The following is a 20,381-nucleotide window of genomic DNA, read 5'->3' as shown; positions in this document are numbered from 1 at the left end:
GATGGATGCCGTCAAAGGCGGAATTAGAGACCGCCGCCGCCGATCTTCCAGGTGAGCTGGAGGAAGGCGCTGCGGCCGGTGCTGTCGAACCAGCTGATGTCGTAATAGGGATAGCTGGCGTACGTCGGATCGCGAACCGGGTTCGTATCGAACAGGTTCACCACGCTCAGCGACCCGCGCAGATGATCGGTGAAATCGTACTGCAGCGTGGTGTTGAACAGGTAGCTCGCCTTGATGAAGGCGTCCTGATCGTAATTGGGCAGCTTGCCCAGGCGGCGCCCTTCGACCGTCCACTTCAGCTTCTGGATCGACCAGGTCAGGCTCGCCGTGCTCTTGTCGCGCGGAATGTCGTAGCCGCTGTCGAAGGCCAGCTTGTTGATCGTGGGATCGCCCGGATACTGGCGGAACGTGTGATCGAACACATGGGTATGCGCCAGCGCCAGCGAGAACGTGCCGAAGCTGGTGGGCAGGTTGCCATGGACGGCCACGTCGATGCCGGTGGTCTTCTCGTGCGCGATGTTGATCGGGTTGACCGCAACCGCATCGAGCTCGCCGGAGCGCACGCCACTGGTGAAGCGCTGCACGCGCGCGATCGCGTCGAGGCAGGTCGGCGAATTGACGTCGACCGCCTTGCCCGATGTCGTCTGTCCGATGCGGCAATCCGCCTCGTCGCGCAGCAACTGGTCGGTGCTCAGGTCCTGAACCTGGTTGGCCATCGAGACGCGGAAATAGCTGACCGAGACATCGAACCGGCGCGAAGGCGCCCAGACGATGCCCAGATCCAGCGATTTGCTGGTTTCCGGCTTGAGCCGGCGGTTGCCGCTGCGCTGCGTGACGATGCCCTCGTCCGCATAGGAGCAATCGCCGATGGCCTCGTCCGGCTCCTCGGTGCGGCACAGATAGTAATCCGTGGCGCTCGGATGGGTATTGCCCGGCCCGGTGAAAACGTAGTGCAGGTCCGGCGCGCGGAAGCCCGTGCCATACGAGGCGCGCAGCAGCAGCGATCGCATCGGCCGCAGTTCGGCGCCGGCGTTATAGGTGAACTTGCCGATGCCGTTGCCCGCGAAAGCGAAGTGATCGTAGCGGCCCGCGCCCGAGAGTTCGAGGAAGTGGGTGACCGGCACGCGCACTTCGCCGCCCAGCGCCCAGTGCGTGCGGCTGCCCTTCCCGTCGCTGTCCTTGAGCGCGTAATAGTAGTCGGTCAGCGCCAGCGGATCGGGCTTCAGATCGTAGCCCTGCTTGCCGGCCTCGGCCACGGCGGCGAAACCCACCGGCCCGGCCGGCAACCGGAACAGCTCCGTGGTGTTGATCGTCGCCGAGAAATTGTTGGTCCAGCTTTTCGGATGATAGACGCTGTAGGCCGTGATGCTGTCGTATTCGGACTGCGTCAGCGGCGTGTAGAGCCGGGCTGGATCGGCATTGAAGACCGGATAGCCGCTGTCTTCGTCGACGCCCTGCTGCTGCCCCAGGAACAGGGCATTGGCCTTTGCCGCGATCACCTGCGGGAATTCGACGCGCGCCTTGTATTCGCTGTGGTTGAACGCGGCTTCGTAGGTCCACTTGCCGAACTTGCCCTTGATGCCCGGCGTAATGCTGAAGGTTTGCTGGCGATTGCGCGTCTCCACGCGGTTCAGGCCGCCCGATTCCTCGGGGGTGAACTGGCGCGACCAGTCATCCAGCCGGTTGTCGAAGCTGTTGTAGAAGGTGGTGTCGCTGCTGCCCGAGCTGGGCTGGAACGACCATTGCAGCACGTCGCGCACCAGCGAAACCTTGCTGATGCCGAACTGCGCGTCGACGAACAGCTCGGCATTGTCCGACAGCTCGTAACCCGCCGAAGCGTAGCTGTTGAACCCTTCGCGCCGGGAAATGATCGTGCCGTAGGCGACCGAGGTGTTGCTGCCGCAGAAATAGCCGGGGCCGTAATCTCCCAGCGCATCGTCATAGGCGCCATAGCGAGGCCGCGATGCGTAATAGGTCGAACCCTGGTTGAGACGGCCGAGCGACGCGCAGGTCGCCGCGCCGGGATCGACATATTCGTCCGCGTCCGGATCGTAGCGCAGGAAGGTGCGCCGGGCGAGCGGCTGCGCGGTCGTCGGGTTGTCGGCCGTGCTGTCCTGAATGCCGCGCTGATATTGCCAGAGCGGGCGCTGCAACAGGTATTCGATGCCGCCGACGATATGGAACCGCCCGCTCGACCAGCCGCCGCTGGCGGTGACGCGGTGCGAATCCCCGCCGCCGTGCTCGGTCACGCCGCGCCGGTAATCGAGCGTCAGGCCGTCGAGCTTCTTCTTGAGCGTGAAGTTGATGACGCCGGCGATGGCATCCGACCCGTAGATCGCCGAAGCGCTGCCGCTGAGCACTTCGATCCGGTCAATCATGCTGACCGGGATGTTGGAGACGTCGGTAAAGTTGCTGCGGCCCTGGAATGGCAGCGGAAAGTCGGCGATGCGGCGGCCGTTGACCAGCACCAGCGTGTGATTCGGACCCAGCCCGCGCAAGTCCACCTGCTGCGCGCCGGGGGTGAAGCTGGCGCCGCTGAACGATTGCTGGCTCTGCGTTTCGCCGCCGTTCTGCGTCAGCGCGCGCAGGATGTCCGGCACGCTGGCATAGCCGTTGGCGCGGATCGTATTCGAATCGACCACGGTGATCGGCGCCGGGCCTTCGATGTCCAGCCGCGGGATGCGCGATCCGGTGACGGTGATCTCCGGCGCGGCATCGTCCGTGCCTTCACCGCCCGCCGCCGTCTGTCCAAAGGCCGGTCCGGCGAGAACGGTGAGCGAGCATCCCAACCCCAGCAGGTTGCGGAATACGCGGCGTCCAGTCTGTTTCATGCGTCACCCCTTCAATGCGCAACGGCATAAACTTCCGGTGCCCCCGCACCTGCCGTTCGATACGTTCCGAACAGAATTGAAAAGAAATGGCAATCACATTGCCTTTCTGGCACATCATATTGTCAGCCATTGCGGCCAAAATGTAACAAGAATGCCCCAGTCCGGTTGTTTTCAGGAGTTTCCGGTGCGTCTATCCTTCCTGTCGCGAATGTTCGCGCTCGCGCTGTCGAGCCTGTCCCTGGCCGTCATCGCGCCTTCCGCCCCCGCGCTGGCGAAGGCGCAGGGCTACCGCCACTACCAGATCGGCACGCTCACCAGCGCCACGCCCGATCCGGTGTCCGGCGGGCTGCTGCTGATGGGCGGGGGCGACCGCAACCACGACGCGATGCACTGGTTCTTCGCCAAGGCCGGGCACGGGCACATCGTGATCCTGCGCGCCTCGCAGGCCGGGCAGGTCGGCAAGGAATTCTACAAGGATATCGGCGGCATCCAGTCGGCCGAGACGTTCGTTTTCACGGATCGGGCGGCCTCCAGCGATCCCCGGGTGCTTGCCGCGCTGAAGCGGGCGGACGGCATCTTCATCGCGGGCGGCGACCAGTCCAACTACGTGCGCTACTGGCGCGGGACGCCCGTGGGCGAGCTGCTCGACGCGCATGTCGCCGCGGGCAAGCCGCTGGCCGGCACCAGCGCCGGCCTCGCCATGCTGGGCGAGAAGCTCTATGGCGCGATGGACGGCGGCAGCATCACCAGCCCCGAGGCGATGGCCGATCCGTTCGGCCCTGCCAACACCATCGAAAGCGATTTCCTGCACCTGTCGCTGCTGAAAGGCGTGGTCACCGATACCCACTTCAAGGAGCGCGACCGGCTGGGCCGGCTGTTCGCCTTCCTGGCCAAGGCGCAGGCGGACCGCCCCGCCGATGCCCCGGCGATGATCGGCGTCGGCGTCGACGAAAGCGCCTCGCTGGCGGTGGAGCCCGACGGCACCGCGCGCATCTATGCCACCGCGCCCGATGGCGGCGCCTGGCTGGTCGATGGATCGACGCTGCGCGGCCTGCCCCGGCAAGGCCCGCTCAACGCGCCACGCATCCGCGTGACGGGCATCGATCACCAGTCTGTGCTGCACCTGCCGGCGGGCACCGTTGACCGCCCCTCGTTCATCCGGAATTATGCCGTTGCCGACGGGAAGATCACGGGCGAAACTGCGGCGCCCTGATAGCCCGGCAGCGGTGGAGGACCATTTCGGCCATGTCGCTGACCTTGCCCGGCCATTCCCTTTCGCTCGATGACATCGACGAGCGGCTGCTGGCGCTGCTGCGCGAGGATGCCCGCCAGAGCATCGCGCATCTGGCCAAGGCGCTGGGCATCTCGCGCGGGCAGATCTATTCGCGGCTGTCGCGGCTGGAGGATGCCGGGATCGTGGCGGGCTATACCGTACGGCTCGGCGCGGCCTTCGTCGGCCGGCGCGTGCGCGCGCACATCATGATCAAGACGATGCCCCGCTTCCACCGCGAGGTGGAACAGGCGCTGGGCCGGCTGGCGAGCGTGCAGGCGATCCACGCCATCAGCGGCGAATACGACGTGATCGCCATGCTGGAGACCGAGGACAACGCCCAGCTCAACGAACTGATCGACGATATCGGCCTGCTCGAAGGCGTGGAGCGCACGACCACATCGGTGATCCTGGCGACCAAGCTGGAACGATGATCGCGCGCGGCGGAAAGACGGCTGCCAGGCCGGAAGCGGGGTTGGTCGGGCCGCGATCCTTCTGTATCACGACCACCAGCCTGCCCTGCATTCCCGAGGTGTTCCGATGACGCGCGTACCGTTTCTTCCGTTGGCGGGCATCCTGGCCCTGACGGCAGGCACGGCCCACGCGCAGCTGGCGCCGCAATACCGCGCGCTGCTGGACAAGACGATCGAATCGGGCAGCGATGCCGAGATCGACACCGTCGCCAAGTTCCTGAAAAAGACCGATCCGGCCGGCGCGGGCGAGGTGGAGGCGGCGGTGGATGCCCACCGCGCGCGCACGGCCGAAGCCCAGAAGGAACGGCTGGCGCAGATGGCGATGTTCCAGGGCTGGAAGGGCGAAGGCCAGTTCGGCGCCTCGCAATCCTCCGGCAATGCCGAGACGGTGGGCATCAGCGCCGGGCTGGCGCTGAAGCGGGAAGGCCTGCACTGGCGGCTGGGCCTGCGCAGCCAGGTCGATTACCAGCGCACCAACGGGCAGACCAGCCGCAACCAGCTGTTGCTGGCGTTCGAGCCCGACTACCGCTTCAACGACCGCCTGTTCCTGTTCGGCCTGACCCAGTACGAACGCGACCGGTTCGCCGGCTTTTCCACGCGCACCGCCGTTTCGGGGGGCATCGGCTATCGCCTGATCGCGGATTCCGGTTTCACCGTGGACGTGAAGGCCGGCCCTGCCTGGCGCAAGACCCGCTATATCAGCCAGCCGCTCGAAAGCGTCGTCACCGGGCTGGGCGCGGTCAATGCCAAATGGAAGCTTTCGCGCGCGGTCTCGCTGACCGAGGACGCCAGCGCGTTGACCGGCGCGCAGAATACCAACGTCACCTCGCTCACCTCGCTCAGCGCCCGGCTGAACGGCGCCCTTTCCGCGCGCACGTCCTATCAGGTGACTTACAACAGCAATCCGCCCGATACCTACAAGACGCTGGACACGATTACCCGCTTCACGCTGGTTTACGGCTTCTGAGCGCGGGCGGCCGGATCAATCCGGAATACGCAGCAGCTTCTCGCGCGAAGTTGCGCCGCGCAACAGCTCAACTTTGGAAGCGGCGACGCCCAGCGCCACCGCGACCAGATCGATCACCGCGCCCGTCGCCTTGCCGTCCTCCGGCTTGGCGCGCACTTTCACCAGCACGCGCCCGTCCGCGATGGCGATACCTTCGCTCTTCGCCCCCGGCGTGACGCGCACCGCCAGCCGCCGTTCGGCATCCGCCAGCGCGCGCAAGGCCGCCGGCGGCGGCAGATCAACCCTGGGCCGCGCCATCGAGCGCCGCCTTGTGGCGCTGGCCGTTGCGGACATAGTGCGCCACGCCCAGCTGCATCTCCGCCAGCGCCGCTTCGGTCAGATCGCGCATGAACGCGGCGGGGCGGCCGCCCCAGAGCTGGCGCGCGCCGATGCGCTTGCCTAGCGTGAGCATGGCGCCGGCGGCGAGCATCCCGTCGCTTTCGACGTGCGCGCCGTTCATCACGATCGCGCCCAGCCCCACGAAGGCGCGGTCCTCCAGCACGCAGCCGTGGATCATCGCCATGTGGCCCACCAGCACGTCATCGCCGATGATCGTCGGAAAGCCGGCGGGATGGCGCGGATCGGGGCTGTCGCAATGGATCACGGTGCCGTCCTGGATATTGCTGCGCGCGCCGATGCGGATGGCGTTCACATCACCGCGCAGCACGCAATTGTACCAGATCGACGCTTCCGGCCCGATCTCGACATCGCCGATGATCCGGCACCCGGGCGCGACGAAGGCGGTTTCGTGGATGCGTGGCACCTTCCCGTCGAGCGGAAGGATCGTCGCATCGGGGTAACGCGCGCGCGGATCGGCAGTCATTTCCATCACACTCCCAGCAGATTGTCCCAGCGGATATGCGGCAGGATCGAGGCATAGTCATCCTGCCACGGTTCGTCGCCCGGCGGCGCGTGCAGCGGCGTCCACGGCAGATCCGGCCGGCGCACGGCCAGCCGCTCCAGCCGCGCGCGATCGGGCGCGAGCGCGACCCAGTACGACGGGGTGAATCCGTCGCTATGCCGGCCGCTGTCATCGCGCAACCATGCCATCCAGCCCTGCGCGCGGGCGATGCCCGCCACGACGGGCCGCAGATCGAGATAGCGGTTGGAAATATGCAGGATCAGCACGCCATCGGGCGCGAGCACGCGGCCATAGACCGCCAGCGCCTCGCGCGTGAGCAGGTGGAGCGGGATCGAATCCGACGAGAACGCGTCCACCACCAGCACGTCGAAGCTGCCCGGCGGCATCTTCGCCAGTTCCAGGCGGGCATCGCCGATCCGGATCGCGGCATCGGGCGCGCAGGAATCGAGGAAGGTGAAGCGGTGCTGCGGCCGCGACAGCGCCACCACCGCCGGATCGATCTCGAAGAAGGTCCAGCGCTGCCCCGGCCGCTTGTAGCAGGCGAGCGTCGCCGTCCCCAGGCCGACCACGCCCACGCGCGCATGATCGCCGGCGGCGGTGAGCGCCAATGCGACGCCCGAGGTTGGCCCGTAGTACGACGTCGGGCGCAGCCGGCGCGCGGCGTCGGTATATTGCGTGCCGTGCAGCGTGGTGCCGTGGGTGAGATAGCGTTCGTGCCGGCGCGCGCTTTCGGTGATCGTGTAGATGCCGAAATAGCTGCGCGTGCGGTTGCCCGACAGGCTGCGGTCGAGCGTTTCCTCCGCCCCGCGCCCCAGCATCATCGCCAGCAGCACCAGCACGAAAGCCCAGCGCCGCGCGAACACGATCACCCCGCAGGCGGCGATCGCCAGCGCGGCCATCAGCACCAGCAGGGCATCGCGCCGGGGATCGAGGCCGCTCATCGACCAGCCCAGCGCGAAGGCCACGATCACCACCACCAGCACCCCGCCCTGCCGCACGCGCGGGGGAATGTCCTCGATGCCGGACCAGTCGAGCAGCGCCACCCGGGGCAGCAGCGCGGCGGCGGCCAGCACCAGCAGCGGATGCTCCCACACCCAATCGAACACCAGCGGCGCGATCAGCGCGCAGAACACCCCGCCCAGCGCGCCGCCCGCGCTCATGACCAGATAGAAGAAGGTCAGGCGTTCCGGCGCGGGGCGCAGCGCATAGAGCCGGGTGTGGAGCGCGACCGCCACCACGAACAGCAGCGCCACGGCCGCGCCGGCCTGCGCCATGGTGCCCGAAGAGCGCGAGCTGACCGCCATCCCGCCCGCCAGCACCACCACCAGCGGTGCGGCGCGCAGGATCGCGCCGGCCAGCGCGCGGCTCTCCGCGAACGCGATGCTGAAGCTCAGCAGGTACAGCCCCAGCGGGATCACCCACAGCAGCGGCATCGCGAAGATGTCGGTGGTGAGGAAGGTGGTGGTCGAGAGCATCAGCCCCGAAGGCACGGCGGCCAGCGCCAGCCATAGCGCCACGCGTCCCGCCGGCACCGAATCGCCCACCAGTACGGCCACGCCCGGCGCACCGGCCGCGCCCCGTCGCACGGCGGCGCAAGCCGCGACCAGCGCGATCAGCAGCAGGTAGCCCGCGCTCCAGCCCCAGCCCTGCGCCTTCAGCGGCAGCAGCGGCTCCACCAGCAGCGGATAGCAGATCAGCCCGGCGAAGCTGCCGAGATTGGACGCGGCGTAGAGCGCGTAAGGGTTGCCGGCGGCGGGATCGGCGGCGAACCAGCGCTGCATCAGCGGCGCTTGCGCGGACACGAGGAAGAACACCGGCCCGATCGAGACCGCGAACAGGGCGGGCACCCACAGCGGCTCCCACCCCCGCGCGGGCGGCGGCAGATCGGCCAGCCGCACCGGCAGCGTCATCGCGGCCAGCGCCAGCAGCGCGAGGTGGATCGCGGCCTGCCGGCGGATCGGGAACCGCCCCAGCCAGTGGGCATAGGCATAGCCGCCCAGCAGCAGCGCCTGATAGACCAGCATCGCGCTGTTCCACACGTTCGGCGCGCCGCCCAGGCGCGGCAACGCGGCGCGCGCCACCATCGGCTGCACCAGGAACAGCAGGAAGCTGCCGACCAGAATGGTGATGACGAAGCGCGTCCGGCTGGCTCGATCCGTCATTGTTCCTCCCGCGCGATCAGGGGCGCTGGATGCGGTAGAGAACGTGACCGCGCAAGGGGTCGTCAGCCGATAGCGCGGGATGATCGAAATCCCGCTCGGGATCATACCGCATCCCGATCCTTTCCATCAGAGCCCGGCTGCGCGTATTGCCGGGCGTCGTGATCGCGACGATCGATGGGCGCGCGGTATTGCGCCAAGCCCAGGCCAGCACCGCTTCGGCCGCTTCGCGCGCCAGGCCCTGCCCCCACAAATCCGGCGCGATGGTCCAGCCGATCTCCGTTTCCCCCTCGATCGGCGGTGTTCCGGGCTTCAGGCCGCACCAGCCAGCCATGTGGCCAAGCGTGCGCGGTTCAAGAGCCCAGAAGCAGAACCCGTGGCTTTCCTGACAGCCGTTCTGACGCACGATCACGTCCGCTGAATCCGCAAGAGTCGGCGCGGCGCCAAGCGTGGCGCGCACGCGCGGATCGTTGCACAAGGCATTGTGCCACGCCGCATCGTCGGCCTGCCACCGCCGCAGCACCAGCCGTTCGGTTTCGATCACCCGCCGCGCCCGGATCGCGCATCCCATTGCGCGCGCGTGATCGAATAAACGATGATTCGCCCGCTCACCGGATCGAAATCGGCATTGGCGAAATCCAGGTCGGCGCGGCGCTCCATGCCCAGCCGGCGCATCAGGCCCCAGCTTGCGGCATTGCCGTCGACCGTCAGGGCAACGATATGCGGCGCGCCGAAATGCTCGAACCCGGCTGTCATGGCAGCCTCGGCCGCTTCACGCGCAAAGCCTTGCCCCCAGGCATCCTCGCGCAGGCGCCAGCCGATTTCGAAGTCCCCCAGCGGCCCGCCCGCCTGGTTGCACTTCTTCAACCCGCAGAACCCCAGGATGGCGCGGTCAGCCTTGCGCTCCACCGCCCAGAACGTGTGGCCGTGCGTGCGCGCGTAACCTTCCAGCCGCTCCCGCGCCCCATCCTCGGCCGCCTGATCCATCACGCCGCCCAGCCAGCGCATGACCGCTGGCGTGTTGGTTCCCGCGAAGAACGGCGGCCAGTCTTCCCCGCGCCAGTCGCGCAGGACAAGCCGGGGCGTTTCGATCCGGAATTCAGCCATTCAGTAGCCGCGCGGCATGAGCTGCGTGGTAGGTCAGCACGCCCGAACAGCCCGCGCGCTTGAAGGACAGCAGGGTCTCCAGCACCATGGCGTCACGGTCCGCCGCGCCGGCCGCCACCGCCGCCTCGATCATCGCGTATTCGCCCGAGACCTGGTAGGCGAAGACCGGCACGCCGAAGGCTTCCTTCACGCGCACGGCGATATCGAGATAGGGCAGACCCGGCTTGACCATCACCGTGTCCGCACCCTCGGCCAGATCCATCTCCACCTCGCGCAGCGCTTCCTCGGCGTTGCCAGGGTCCATCTGGTAGGTCTTCTTGTCGCCCTTGAGCAGACCGCGCGAGCCGACCGCATCGCGGAACGGGCCATAGAAGGCCGAAGCATATTTGGCGGCGTAGGACATGATCTGCACGTTGATGTGCCCGGCATCCTCCAGCGCCTGCCGGATCGCGCCGATGCGCCCGTCCATCATGTCGGACGGGGCGATGATGTCCGCGCCGGCCGCCGCCTGGTTCAGGCTCTGTCCCACCAGCACCTCGACCGTGGCATCGTTGAGGACATAGCCTTCGCCATCGATCAGCCCGTCCTGCCCATGGCTGGTATAGGGATCGAGCGCGACATCGGTGAGCACGCCGATCGCATCGCCGCAGGCATCCTTGATCGCGCGCGTGGCGCGGCACATCAGGTTGTCGGGATTGAGCGCCTCGCCCCCGTCCGCGCTGCGGCGTTCGGGCTGGGTGTAGGGAAACAGCGCCAGGCAGGGAATGCCCAGCGCCACCGCTTCCTTCGCCCGCGCGACGATGCCGTCCACCGACCAGCGCGAAACGCCGGGCAGCGCGCCGATCGGGTCTTCCACGCCCGTGCCTTCGGCCACGAACAGCGGCCAGATCAGGTCGGCCGGAGTCACGAGCACTTCACGGTGCAGCGCGCGGCTCCAGGCGGTGGCGCGGGTGCGGCGCAGGCGGGTCAGGGGATAGCTGGTCATGCCAGCCTTCCTAGGACTTTCGCGCGCCGGCGCAATGGGTAGCGACAGGCCGGGACGAATTGCCCTACCCGCTCCCCACCGGCTCTAGTGGGCGCGGGAGAGACCCGGCTTCAGCGCCAGAACCTGCCGCAGCCGGGCCTTGTAGGCGGCGAGCTGGCCGGCATCGACCGCCTGGCGACGGACCATGAAGCGGACCGACATCGGATCGACCGTCTGGCCGTTGCGATAGAGTTCGTAGTGCAGGTGCGGGCCGGTCGAAAGGCCGCTGGAGCCGACATAGCCGATCACCTGCCCGCGCCGGACCTGCATCCCCGGCGAAACCGCGATGCGGCTCATGTGGCCATAGCCGGTGCCGATGCCGCCGCCATGTTCCAGCCGCACGTAGTTGCCGTGGCCGCCGTGCCAGCCGGCATAGCTCACCGTGCCATCGGTTACGGCGTAGACCGGCGATCCCCAGGCGGCGCCGAAGTCGATGCCGGCGTGCATCCGGGTAAAGCCCAGGATCGGATGGCGGCGCAGGCCGTAGCCCGAGGTGATCCGCCCCGCGACAGGGGCGCCGAGCATGGCGGAATCGCTGGATTCCCCGCCGGTCATGCCATCGAGCGAGAGAAAGCCGCCGTCCGGCCCCCAGCGCAGCAATTGCACGCGCGGCTTGCCGTCGCGCGTCACCCCGGCATAGATCAGGTCGCCCGGCTGGCTTTGCCCGTCGGCGGTGCGCCGGTCGGTGAAGACAAGGTCGAATTCGTCGGTGGGCGCGATATCCTCGAACGCAAGATACTGGTCGATCGTGCGCAGGTAATCCTGCACCGTGCTGGGCGGCGCGCCGGCGGCGCGGGCCGAACGGTAGAGGCTGGTCCCCACGATCCCGCGGATGCGCAAGGGGCTGCTGTCCACCGCGATCGGCATCTTCGCCAGCACCAGCCCGGCGCCTTCGCGGCGGATGGCCAGCGCCAGATCGAAGCGCGGACGGAAGCCGATCGCCTGCAGCGGGCGCGGCTCGGACGGGCCGGCGCGCGGCCCCAGCGTGATGTCGAAGCGCGTGCCCGGGGCGATCGCCGCCGTTCCGGCCGCGTCGGCCACCAGCGCGGCGACGCGGTCGGCGTCGCCCGTGGCCACGCCCGCGCGCTGCAGCATCCGGCCCAGCGTGTCGCTTTCGCCCAGAGTCGCGGCCAGCTGGATCACCGGGCGTTCGGGTGCGGAATCGAGGCGAATGACCGCGTCGGTCGCGGCGAAATGGCGGCCATTGCCCGCGCCGGCGGCGAACGGACGGATCGCCTGCGCTCGGAATTCGGCGCGCGCGGTATCGTCAAGCGGGACCAGCGGCGCGGCCGACAGCGGCGCGAAGCTCGGCCAGAACAGCAGCGCGGCGCAAGCCAGCCCCAGCATCGTGCCCAGCCCGCGAAACCAGCGGGCGCTGCCGATATCCTCGGCCAGATCCGGCGTCAGGTCGTGCGCGCGGCTCCAGTGCTCCACGCGCCGGCACAGATCGGCCCAGCGCCGGGCAAGGCCCGGAAAGCGCGGCGGCGACGGCGGGCGGGAGGAAATCGGCCGAACCGGCGCGCGCGCTTGCTCGGGGGTCGTGACCGGGGCGGAAACCGGCGCGGACGCGGCAGGCGCAAGCGGGCGCGCGCGGCCGAACACCACGCTCCCCGATCCGGCCAATCCCTCGCGCGGACCGAACACTCCGGCTGCTCCTTTCCTGCGCCCGGCCGCGATGATCCGCCGGGAAAGCTCGCCTCAGCCCTGCACCCTCAAGGTAAATACCGCGTTAAACTCTCGTCGGGCGCGGATCACCGGCGGCGGATTATCTGGCAGGGCAGGGATACCGGTTGCGGAACAGGTCGGCCACCGCCGTCGCCACCGTGGTCTGGCCGCGCGCGCCGACGGGGTAGGTCCGCATCTGGCCGATCACGTCATCGCTGTTGAACGGCGCGCGGCCGGCGGGCGGGCAACTGCTGGGGCGGCCGGCGGCCTGTTCCCCGCGCAGGCGCGAGCGATAGGCCTGCGCGGCCCCGGTCACTTCGCCCTTGAGCAGCGAATAGTCCGACGACATCAGCGCCAGCGGCCCCCTGGAGCGCAGCGCATCGGCCTTGGCCAGAAACGTGGCCACGGTCATGTCGCCCGGCGCGGCCGCCACGGGCATGGCAAGGCTCAGCATGCCGGCTGTGGCGGCAATGGCGATAGGCTTCATGGCTCCCGTCCCTTTCCTTGAGCGGCCGCCTCATCGGGTTCGGCGCAAATCGACGGCGCGGACGGTAGTCACTCGCGCGGGACTTGGCTATTCCTTCACGCAACGACGGGGGCAGCATGAACGAGAAAGTGCCGGCAAGCGCGGCGGACGATGGCCATACCCACGAAACCGCGTGCCTGAACTGCGGAACGACGCTGGTCGGCAGCCATTGCCACGCCTGCGGGCAGGCGGCGCACGTCCACCGCACGCTGGGCGCGTTCTTTCACGATCTGCTGCACGGCGTGTTTCATTTCGAGGGCAGGATCTGGCGCACGCTGCCGATGCTGGCGTGGCGGCCAGGCGATCTCACCCGCCGCTATGTCGCGGGGGAGCGCGCGCGCTTCGTCTCCCCGCTGGCGCTGTTCCTGTTCGCCGTGTTCCTGATGTTCGCGGTGATGAAGCAGACCGCCGGAGAAATCACGCCACAGACGAAGATCGACGCCGACGGCAAGGCGCAGGTCGTCGGCAACGGCGAGATCAACTCCGTTTCCAGCGACGTGCCGGTGATCGATCACGCTCTGCAGAAGTTCAAGGCCAACCCCGGCCTAGCGCTCTACAAGGTGCAGACGTACGCCTACAAGTACAGCTGGCTGCTGATCCCGATCTCGGTGCCGTTCGTGTGGCTGCTGTTTCCGTTCAGCCGGCGCTTCTATCTGTACGATCACACCGTGTTCGTGACTTATTCGATCAGTTTCATGACCATTCTGGCCACGGTGCTGATGCTGGCCAGTCTGGCGCATCTGCCGGGGCTGGCAATCGTGGCACTATTGGTGCCGCCGCTCCACCTCTACCGGCAGGTGCGCGGAGCCTATGGCGTTTCGCGGTTCGGCGCGCTGTGGCGCACGCTGGCGCTCGGCATCGTCGCCTTTGCCGCGCTGGCGCTGTTCGCCCTGTTCGTTCTGGCCGAAACCGGCGCCTGAGCCTTTCCGCAGCGCGGCGTCAGCAATCCAGCACGTAAGGCCCGATCCCGCGCGCTTCCAGCGCGGCATGGGCATCGGCGGCGCGCGCCAGCGGGAAGCGCCCGCCGATCGCCAGCGGCAGCGCGCCCGAAGCCATGGCATCGAACAGCGCGGCCGATGCCGCGACCAGCTTCTCGCGCGTGCCGACATAGGCCCAGAGGAACGGCCGCGTCAGCGAGAGCGACTTCGCGCCAAGCCGGGAAATGTCGAGCGGCGGGATAGTGCCCGAAGCCTGCCCGTAATTGACCAGGTGCCCGCGCGTTGCCAGCACCGCCAGCGATCCGTCGAACGTATCCTTGCCCACCGCGTCGTAGGCCACTTCCACGCCCGCACCGCCGGTCAGCTCCATCACGCGGGCGACCACGTCCTCCTCGCGATAGCGGATCACCGCGTCGCAGCCGGCGACCTCGGCCAGCGCGACCTTCTCCGGCGAACCCGCGGTGCCGATCACAGTTGCGCCGCGCAACTTCGCCATGCGCGCGACCAGCTGGCCCACGCCGCCGCCCGCCGCCTGCACCAGCACGTTCGCGCCGGGCGACACGGGATGGACATCGGCGACCAGGGCCTGCGCGGTCAGCCCTTTGAGATACCACGCCGCCGCCACGGCATCGTCCACGCCATCGGGCACGGGCACCGCCAGCGCGGCATCGACCACGCGGGCGCGGGCATAGCCGCCGTACTTGCGCTCGATATAGGCCACGCGGTCGCCAGGCGCGAAACCGGTCACGCCCTCGCCCAGGGCCTCGACCACGCCCACGCCTTCCAGCCCCGGAACGCCGGGCAGCGCCAGCGTGCGGTACGATCCCGAACGGACGTAGATATCGTGGAAGTTCACGCCGGCGGCGGTCTGCCGGACCAGCAGTTCGCCCGGACCGGGGGCCGGCAGCGGCACCTCCTCCAGCACCAGGGCCTCGGGGCCGCCATAGGCGCGGATCACGATCGCTTGGGTGGTCTGGGTCATGGAACGGGCCTCACCATGGGAAGGGAAGGACTGGATTGAGCAGATCCCGCTCATCCTGAGCTTGTCGAAGGACGCGCGATACGGTTCGATCTTGACGCGGTTTACCGTGCGCCGGGCAAGCGCCGCGCGCGTCCTTCGACAGGCTCAGGACGAACGGAGGGTTGGTCGTCGGACCCAAGGCCGCGAGAACGGGACGGCGTATCCGCCTTCACGCCCCCTGCGGCTGCGCCCCCGCACCGCCGCCCGAGAAGCGGCGGCCCGCGCGCGGCACGGCCGATCCTTGCGAGGCGACCGGGCGATAGCTGCCGGCGGGCGCATCGGGCCGGTCGATCTTGCCGGTTTCGAGCAGCACCTTGATCTCGTCGCCGGTCAGCGTCTCGTATTCGAGCAGCGCGTTGGCGAGCAGGTGGAGCTTTTCCTCGTTGGTCTTGAGAATATCGACCGCGCGGGCATGTGCGCCATCGACCAGACCCCGAATTTCGCTGTCGATCAGCTTGTTGGTCTCGTCCGACATCATCGTGCGCTGCGTGCCCCCCATGCCGAGATAGCCTTCCTGGCTGTCTTCGTACTGCAGCGGTCCCAGCTTGTCCGACATGCCCCACTTGGTGACCATGCTGCGCGCCAGCGACGTGGCGTACTGGATGTCCGAAGAGGCACCCGAGGAGACCTTGTCGTAGCCGAAGATGATCTCCTCGGCCACGCGGCCGCCCATCGAGACCGAGAGGTTCGCGTGCATCTTGTCGCGGTGGTACGAGTACGAATCGCGCTCGGGCAGGCGCATGACCATGCCCAGCGCACGGCCGCGCGGGATGATCGTGGCCTTGTGGATCGGGTCGCTGGCCGGCTCGTTGACCGAGACGATGGCGTGGCCGGCCTCGTGATAGGCGGTCATCTTCTTCTCGTCGTCGGTCATGACCATGCTGCGGCGCTCGGCGCCCATCATGACCTTGTCCTTGGCGTCCTCGAATTCCTGCATGGCGACCAGGCGCTTGTTGCGCCGCGCGGCCAGCAACGCCGCCTCGTTGACGAGGTTGGCGAGGTCCGCGCCCGAGAAACCGGGCGTGCCGCGCGCGATCACGCGGGCGTTGACGTCGGGCGCCAGCGGCACCTTCTTCATGTGAACCGAGAGAATCTTCTCGCGGCCTTCGATATCGGGGATCGGCACCACAACCTGCCGGTCGAAACGGCCGGGGCGCAGCAGCGCCGGATCGAGCACGTCGGGCCGGTTGGTGGCAGCGATGATGATGATGCCCTCGTTGGCCTCGAACCCGTCCATCTCGACCAGAAGCTGGTTCAGCGTCTGTTCGCGCTCGTCGTTCGAATTGCCGAGGCCATGGCCGCGATGGCGGCCGACGGCGTCGATTTCGTCGATGAAGACGATGCACGGCGCGTTCTTCTTGGCCTGTTCGAACATGTCGCGCACGCGGCTGGCGCCGACGCCGACGAACATCTCGACGAAGTCCGAACCGGAAATGGTGAAGAAGGGCACGCCCGCCTCGCCCGCGATCGCGCGCGCCAGCAGGGTCTTGCCCGTGCCGGGCGAGCCGACCAGCAGCGCGCCCTTGGGAATCTGGCCACCGAGCTTGGAAAAGCGGCTGGGGTCGCGCAGGAATTCGACGATTTCCTGCAGTTCCTCGCGCGCCTCGTCGATGCCGGCCACGTCATCGAAGGTGACCCGGCCCGAACGCTCGGTCAGCATCTTGGCCTTGGACTTGCCGAAGCCCATCGCGCCCGATCCGCCGCCCTTCTGCACCTGGCGCAGCGCGAAGAACGCCACGCCCAGGATCAGCAGGAACGGCAGCGACTGGGCCAGGATATAGAGCAGCAGGTTGGGTTCTTCCTGCGCCTTGCCGGCGTATTGCACGCCGTTGTCCTGCAGCAGCTTGGGCAGGTCGTTGTCGCCCGGAACCGGGATGGTCGCGAACTGCTGGTCGTTCTTGAGCGTACCGGTGATGCGGTCCTGCCCGATCTGCACCTCGCGCACCGCGCCTTCGGCCACACGCGCGCGGAAATCGGAATAGCGGATCAGCGTGCCGCCGCTGTCGGTCCGCGCGCCGAACATCGACACCACGAGCAGGAGCGCCAGGAAAATGCCGCCCCAGACAAGGAGGCTCTTGATCCACGGATTACCCTGCGGCTGGTCGTCGTTCATCGCAATGCCTTCGAATGGGCGGACTCGTCCCGCCTGCGCTCCCGTCAATGTAGGAGCGCGAGGGTGAATAGCAATATAACCGAAGGTCCGAATTTCCGGTAGTCGCCTGCCCGCCCTTCGTCGCCCGGCTTACTGCGAAGGCTGCAGCTTGGTGTTCAGCACCCAGCCCACGTTGTCGTTCTCGTCGGCCACTTCCCACCACAGGCCCTGCTTGTTGCCGGTGGGGAACACGATCGAGCCGGGGGGAAGCGTGCGGACGACCGCGCCCGCCGCCGCCGGCGTGCGCCGCATCGTGACCGGAGCAAACGCGGTGAAGCTGCGCGTCGGCGCGGCCTCGGCCGTTCCCGCTGACCCGGCCTGGACGCCGCCCAGTTCGGTCACCAGCTTGCTGTAGGCATCGATGAACGCCAGCGTGACGATCCGGCCGATATCGGTGTTGTCGTACCCGCCGCCGACCACGCCCGCGCCCACGCCGCCGAAGAAGCCACCGCCGGCACCGAAGCTGATGTCGTTCTTCGCCGCATAGCCTTCGACCGTGGCGATGGTTTCGGTGGTGCGGACATTGGTGACCGACAGCACCGTATTGGCTTCCAGCTTCCGGCTCTTGATGCCGCCCAGCAAGCCGCCGACCGCTCCGCCGAACAGGCCGCCGACCGCGCCTGCCGCGCCGCTGCCCTGCGAATTGCGGTTGGCGCCCTGCACTTCGGCGACCAGCACGTAATCCGCCGCGCGGATCTGGTTCTGGCCGACGTTCGATCCGCGCTGGTGGCCCAGGTTGGCGCCGATGTCGCGCTCGCGCTGCGCCGCGCTCAACCCGGTGCCGCGATCGACCAGGTTGAAGCAGCCCGAACGCTGCACGATCACTTTCAGCAGCTTCTGCGGCGGCGCCAGGTTGTACTGCGTCCAGCCATAGGGATCATCGCCATCGACGATCGAGATCGTGCCCAGCTTGCGCGCGCAATGCGGCACGTCGTTCGCCGCCTGCCGCTGAAGCTGCTCGGCATTGGACGGCTTGGCCTGCTTCGGCTCGGCGTAGGCGGGCGTTGTCAGCAACGACAGCAGGACAACGGACGGAATAAGCTTGTTCATCGAAGGCCCCCGAATCGGAAATCGCAACATGGCCGGTTCATGGACGAAGCAGACCAGCCGATGCTGTGACGCAGATTACTCTCCGACGCATCGGAAAGGCAATTCTCCTTGCGGGAGAGTCATTTATCCCCGCCGCGATGGGGCGCGGCGCGGGTGAAGCGACACTCCGCGCCCCGGCCTTCACCGCGCACGCCGGCCAGCGTGGCGATTCCCCCTGCTTCCAGCGCATCGTGCCAGCGAGCCAGTTCCGGTCCGCGCGGCTGCCCCGCGCCCAGTTCCGCGACGATCCGTTCCAGCACGCGCAGGGCCACCGCGCGCGGGACCGCCATCGTCCAGACCAGACCGTCCGCATCCCGCCGCGCGGTGGCGAAGGCGCGCTCCGCCATCCATTCGATAGCCGCGTCGGCATCAGCCAGATGCGCCATGCTGTCGATCAGCCCGTCGACGTCCAGCCCGCCGCCCGAGGCCAGGGCAGCGCGCACGCGCACCCGTTCGAAGCGGGGGTCGCGGTTCGAGGGATCATCGGCGGGCGTGATTCCGGCGGCAGCGACCAGCGTGGCAAGCTCCACCCGGCGCCAGCCGAGCAGGGGCCGCAGCAGGGGCACGTCCGGATGGCCCGGCACCGCCGCCCGCGCGCGCATCCCGGCCAGGCCGCGCACGCCCGCCCCCCGGTTCAGCCGCATGACGAAGGTTTCGGCCTGATCGTCGGCATGGTGCGCGGTGACCAGCGCGCCCAGCCCCTCAGCCCGCAGCCAGTCCCCCAGCGCGGCATAGCGCGCCGTCCGCGCCCGTGCCTGCACCCCCGCGCCGCCCGGCAGCGCCAGGGTGATCGTGCAATGGGCGACGCCGCGTTCCCGGCACAGCCGTGCGACCATCCCGGCTTCGCCCGCACTTTCGGCGCGCAGGCCGTGATCGACGGTAGCGACCGCGAAACGCCCCGGCAGCACCGCGCTGGCCAGCAGCATCAGGGCAACGCTGTCCGGCCCGCCCGAAACCGCGAGCCCGACGGGCGTCGCCTCGGGCCAGAGCCGCTCCCAGACGCCCGAAAAGCGGGTCAGCGCCGCGTCAATCGCACTTCACCCCCCGCGTGGCGGCCTCGTACTGCGTCTTGAGCCGGCCTTCGACATCCTGCGGATAGGTCGCGCGGAATTCCTGGAACGCGCCGCAGGCCCGCTTGGTATCCTTGATCCGCGTCATCGCCACGCCCAGGTAGAGCAGGCTGTCAGACGCGCGATCGCCCTTCTTGTCGGCCAGGTAGTTCTGCAGGAAGAACTGCGCCGCCGTGCCCGGCTTGCCATCGTCCAGCCACGCGCGGCCGAGCAGATTGCGGGCATAGCTGATCCGCTTGTGACGCGGATATTGGTCCACCACCTTCTGCAGCTGCTGCGCCGCTTCCGGATAGAACTTCGCTTCCCACAGGCGATAGCCGTAAAGGTATTCGTCCTCGCCCGCATCGTTGGACTTGGGCTTTTCGATCGCCCGTACCGCCGCGACGCGATCGGCCGACGGAGTCGCCTGCGTCGGGGTGGCCGCAGGAGCGGGCGTGGCGGCCGGCTTGGCGGCGGGCTTTGTCGTCACCGGCGGGAGGGTAACCGCGCCTGCCGGCGTTGCCGGCGTCGACGCGGCCGCTTCCGGTGCCGGGCTGGGTGCGGGGGCCGGCTCCAGCGCGGTCAGGCGCGCTTCCAGCTTGCCCATCCGGTTCTGGTTTTCCTCGGTCTGGGCGGTCAGGCGCTGCAACTGCTGCTCCACCGCGTCCATGCGGCTGAGCAGGTCCGTCACCGCGCCGGCGGCGGGCGTGCCGACGGCAGCGGGGGCGGGCGTGGTGGCGGCGGTGATTTCAGGCGCGAAGGTCTTGCCCGCGCCATCGGGGAACACCTTGCGCTGCACCGCGCGCAATTCCGTCTCGACGCGCTTCAGGCGGTTCTCGACGGTTTCCTGCGCCTGCGCGACGGCGAGGCTTGGCGCCACGGTGGCCATCGCGAGCAAGGCCAGCGCCACCAGCGAACCACGGCTGCGGAACTTCGTCTTCATCGTCACTCCCGTCTGTCCGCCCGGCCACATGCCGGGAAAACGCGCGCGTCACGCGCAACAACCCCCTGCGGATGGCGTCACGCCGCCAGAACGCGGCCCGCCGTTATCGCGTGTTGCCTCAGGCCGCTCTCGAAGTCGAGCGGGTCCGCGCAATCAAGGGGTGGGTAACGCCGCCGAAGACGCGGCAGCGGCGGCCGGCGTTTCGGCCGGCACGATCGCGGCGGGCGCCGCGCGCTCCGCCCGGCCATTGCCCGCCGCAGGGCGCG

Annotated in this window: 18 protein-coding genes; 4 read left to right on the top strand and 14 right to left on the bottom strand. The window is 68.5% G+C overall.

The genetic code is table 11. The features are described 5' to 3' along the window. Positions 1 to 23 precede the first annotated feature (23 nt). Positions 24 to 2,831, bottom strand: coding sequence for a TonB-dependent siderophore receptor (locus EH199_RS13635; protein WP_124809847.1), 2,808 nt, complete (start codon positions 2,829 to 2,831; stop codon positions 24 to 26). A gap of 184 nt (positions 2,832 to 3,015) precedes the next feature. On the opposite strand from EH199_RS13635, the gene EH199_RS13630 reads away from it, so the two are divergent. The 3 genes from EH199_RS13630 (at position 3,016) to EH199_RS13620 (ending at position 5,541) form a co-directional block, all read left to right on the top strand. After that, the gene (locus EH199_RS13630) at positions 3,016 to 4,044 is read left to right on the top strand and encodes a cyanophycinase (protein WP_223806666.1); all 1,029 of its coding nucleotides are present in this window, start codon (positions 3,016 to 3,018) and stop codon (positions 4,042 to 4,044) included. Positions 4,045 to 4,076: 32 nt separating this feature from the next. Next, the gene (locus EH199_RS13625) at positions 4,077 to 4,535 is read left to right on the top strand and encodes an Lrp/AsnC family transcriptional regulator (protein ID WP_124809846.1); all 459 of its coding nucleotides are present in this window, start codon (positions 4,077 to 4,079) and stop codon (positions 4,533 to 4,535) included. Positions 4,536 to 4,641: 106 nt separating this feature from the next. Then, on the top strand, positions 4,642 to 5,541 hold the full coding sequence (locus tag EH199_RS13620; RefSeq protein WP_124809845.1) for a YdiY family protein: 900 nt from the start codon (positions 4,642 to 4,644) through the stop codon (positions 5,539 to 5,541). 15 nt (positions 5,542 to 5,556) lie between these two features. On the opposite strand, the gene EH199_RS13615 is transcribed toward EH199_RS13620, so the two are convergent. From EH199_RS13615 to EH199_RS13580, 8 genes are all read right to left on the bottom strand, one after another. Then, a complete protein-coding gene (locus EH199_RS13615; protein WP_124809844.1) occupies positions 5,557 to 5,838 on the bottom strand; it encodes a DUF167 domain-containing protein in 282 nt (93 codons plus the stop codon). After that, positions 5,819 to 6,403 carry a gamma carbonic anhydrase family protein gene (locus EH199_RS13610; protein WP_124809843.1) on the bottom strand — a complete coding sequence of 195 codons (585 nt, stop codon included), beginning with the start codon at positions 6,401 to 6,403 and terminating at the stop codon, positions 5,819 to 5,821. Before EH199_RS13610 ends, EH199_RS13615 begins: the two co-directional genes overlap by 20 nt. 5 nt (positions 6,404 to 6,408) lie before the next feature. Continuing rightward, positions 6,409 to 8,604, bottom strand: a complete 2,196-nt coding sequence (locus EH199_RS13605; RefSeq protein ID WP_124809842.1) for a spermidine synthase — start codon at positions 8,602 to 8,604, stop codon at positions 6,409 to 6,411. A gap of 16 nt (positions 8,605 to 8,620) precedes the next feature. Continuing rightward, positions 8,621 to 9,145: a GNAT family N-acetyltransferase gene (locus tag EH199_RS13600; protein WP_124809841.1), complete on the bottom strand. Its 525-nt coding sequence runs from the start codon at positions 9,143 to 9,145 to the stop codon at positions 8,621 to 8,623. Continuing rightward, positions 9,142 to 9,708 (bottom strand): GNAT family N-acetyltransferase, encoded by a 567-nt coding sequence (locus EH199_RS13595; protein WP_124809840.1) that lies wholly within the window; start codon positions 9,706 to 9,708, stop codon positions 9,142 to 9,144. Before EH199_RS13595 ends, EH199_RS13600 begins: the two co-directional genes overlap by 4 nt. Continuing rightward, complete coding sequence (gene hemB / locus EH199_RS13590) at positions 9,701 to 10,693, bottom strand: porphobilinogen synthase (RefSeq protein ID WP_124809839.1); 993 nt, start codon at positions 10,691 to 10,693, stop codon at positions 9,701 to 9,703. The genes EH199_RS13595 and hemB overlap by 8 nt, the downstream gene beginning before the upstream one ends. An 84-nt stretch (positions 10,694 to 10,777) precedes the next feature. Continuing rightward, the gene (locus EH199_RS13585; RefSeq protein ID WP_223806665.1) at positions 10,778 to 12,376 is read right to left on the bottom strand and encodes a M23 family metallopeptidase; all 1,599 of its coding nucleotides are present in this window, start codon (positions 12,374 to 12,376) and stop codon (positions 10,778 to 10,780) included. Between the two features lie 121 nt (positions 12,377 to 12,497). Then, on the bottom strand, positions 12,498 to 12,884 hold the full coding sequence (locus tag EH199_RS13580) for a hypothetical protein (RefSeq protein WP_124809838.1): 387 nt from the start codon (positions 12,882 to 12,884) through the stop codon (positions 12,498 to 12,500). A 116-nt stretch (positions 12,885 to 13,000) separates the two neighbouring features. On the opposite strand from EH199_RS13580, the gene EH199_RS13575 reads away from it, so the two are divergent. Further along, positions 13,001 to 13,843 (top strand): DUF3667 domain-containing protein, encoded by an 843-nt coding sequence (locus EH199_RS13575; RefSeq protein WP_124809837.1) that lies wholly within the window; start codon positions 13,001 to 13,003, stop codon positions 13,841 to 13,843. Between the two features lie 19 nt (positions 13,844 to 13,862). Here EH199_RS13575 and EH199_RS13570 read toward each other — a convergent pair whose 3' ends face one another. The 5 genes from EH199_RS13570 to EH199_RS13550 form a co-directional block, all read right to left on the bottom strand. Then, positions 13,863 to 14,843: a quinone oxidoreductase gene (locus EH199_RS13570; protein ID WP_124809836.1), complete on the bottom strand. Its 981-nt coding sequence runs from the start codon at positions 14,841 to 14,843 to the stop codon at positions 13,863 to 13,865. Positions 14,844 to 15,051: 208 nt separating this feature from the next. After that, positions 15,052 to 16,995 carry an ATP-dependent zinc metalloprotease FtsH gene (gene ftsH, locus EH199_RS13565; RefSeq protein WP_124809835.1) on the bottom strand — a complete coding sequence of 648 codons (1,944 nt, stop codon included), beginning with the start codon at positions 16,993 to 16,995 and terminating at the stop codon, positions 15,052 to 15,054. A gap of 129 nt (positions 16,996 to 17,124) precedes the next feature. Then, positions 17,125 to 18,084 (bottom strand): SH3 domain-containing protein, encoded by a 960-nt coding sequence (locus EH199_RS13560; protein ID WP_124809834.1) that lies wholly within the window; start codon positions 18,082 to 18,084, stop codon positions 17,125 to 17,127. Between the two features lie 119 nt (positions 18,085 to 18,203). Beyond that, positions 18,204 to 19,142, bottom strand: coding sequence for a tRNA lysidine(34) synthetase TilS (gene tilS / locus EH199_RS13555; protein ID WP_223806673.1), 939 nt, complete (start codon positions 19,140 to 19,142; stop codon positions 18,204 to 18,206). Positions 19,143 to 19,149: 7 nt separating this feature from the next. Beyond that, on the bottom strand, positions 19,150 to 20,115 hold the full coding sequence (locus EH199_RS13550) for a tol-pal system YbgF family protein (protein ID WP_124809832.1): 966 nt from the start codon (positions 20,113 to 20,115) through the stop codon (positions 19,150 to 19,152). Positions 20,116 to 20,381: the final 266 nt, after the last annotated feature.

The sequence above is a fragment of the Novosphingobium sp. LASN5T genome, from assembly GCF_003856955.1.
GTDB lineage: Bacteria > Pseudomonadota > Alphaproteobacteria > Sphingomonadales > Sphingomonadaceae > Novosphingobium.
The sequence above is the reverse complement of the archived record's forward strand: the minus strand, read 5'-3'. Positions and strand labels throughout refer to the sequence as shown.